We start from the raw sequence: 636 nt of genomic DNA, 5'->3' as shown, positions 1-636 counted from the left end.
ACCCATCAACCAACTTATCCAGCAGGGGGCTAACAGCTTCAGGTGTGCTGTCTCGACTCGTAAAACCCGTGCCGCCTGTGATTAGGACAACCTGAGACTCATCATCTGCGATCCATGCTGAAAGTTGTGCTCGGATCTGGTAAATGTCGTCTATTACGATGCTGCGTTTGCAGAGCGTATGCCCCGCTTCCTCAAGGCTGTCGCATAAATATTGCCCCGACGTGTCTGTATCAAACGAACGTGTATCGGATACGGTTAATACGCTGATATTTAGTGGTACTAATGTTTGAGTTATATGTTTTCCCATCTATCGGCTCTCAATAGTGATTCGTCGCGCGTATTATGGTCGTTGAAATGCTATTTTTAAACTTGAAAGACCAATAAAAAGTTGATTCTAATGCTTTAAATCAACATAAATCGCTGCATCGCAGTTCTGGTTCTAGTAAGGGAAGCACGTTTTGTCACATCGCCAACGTTGGTACGGTTATTTAAATGAGCCATCTCATAAATCGGTCGTAGCCTGGATTATCTATTTATCGATTGCCATTGCTATTTTTTTCAATATGACTGAAGCGCTTCTTGTTTCGGTCGATGATGAGCCGCGCGAAGCGGATTCGCTATATCTTTCTGTTTTAT

The 636-nt window shown here is 43.4% G+C and carries 1 protein-coding gene; it reads right to left on the bottom strand.

Features of this window, described 5'->3' with window-relative positions; all coding sequences use genetic code 11:
• Positions 1–307, bottom strand: a 307-nt coding sequence (locus A3738_RS29565) for a molybdopterin-binding protein (RefSeq protein ID WP_255376201.1), incomplete at its 3' end; no start/stop codon positions are given.
• Positions 308–636: the final 329 nt, after the last annotated feature.

It is taken from the genome of Oleiphilus sp. HI0066 (genome assembly GCF_001635725.1).
This window is presented reverse-complemented; position numbering and strand designations above follow the sequence as displayed.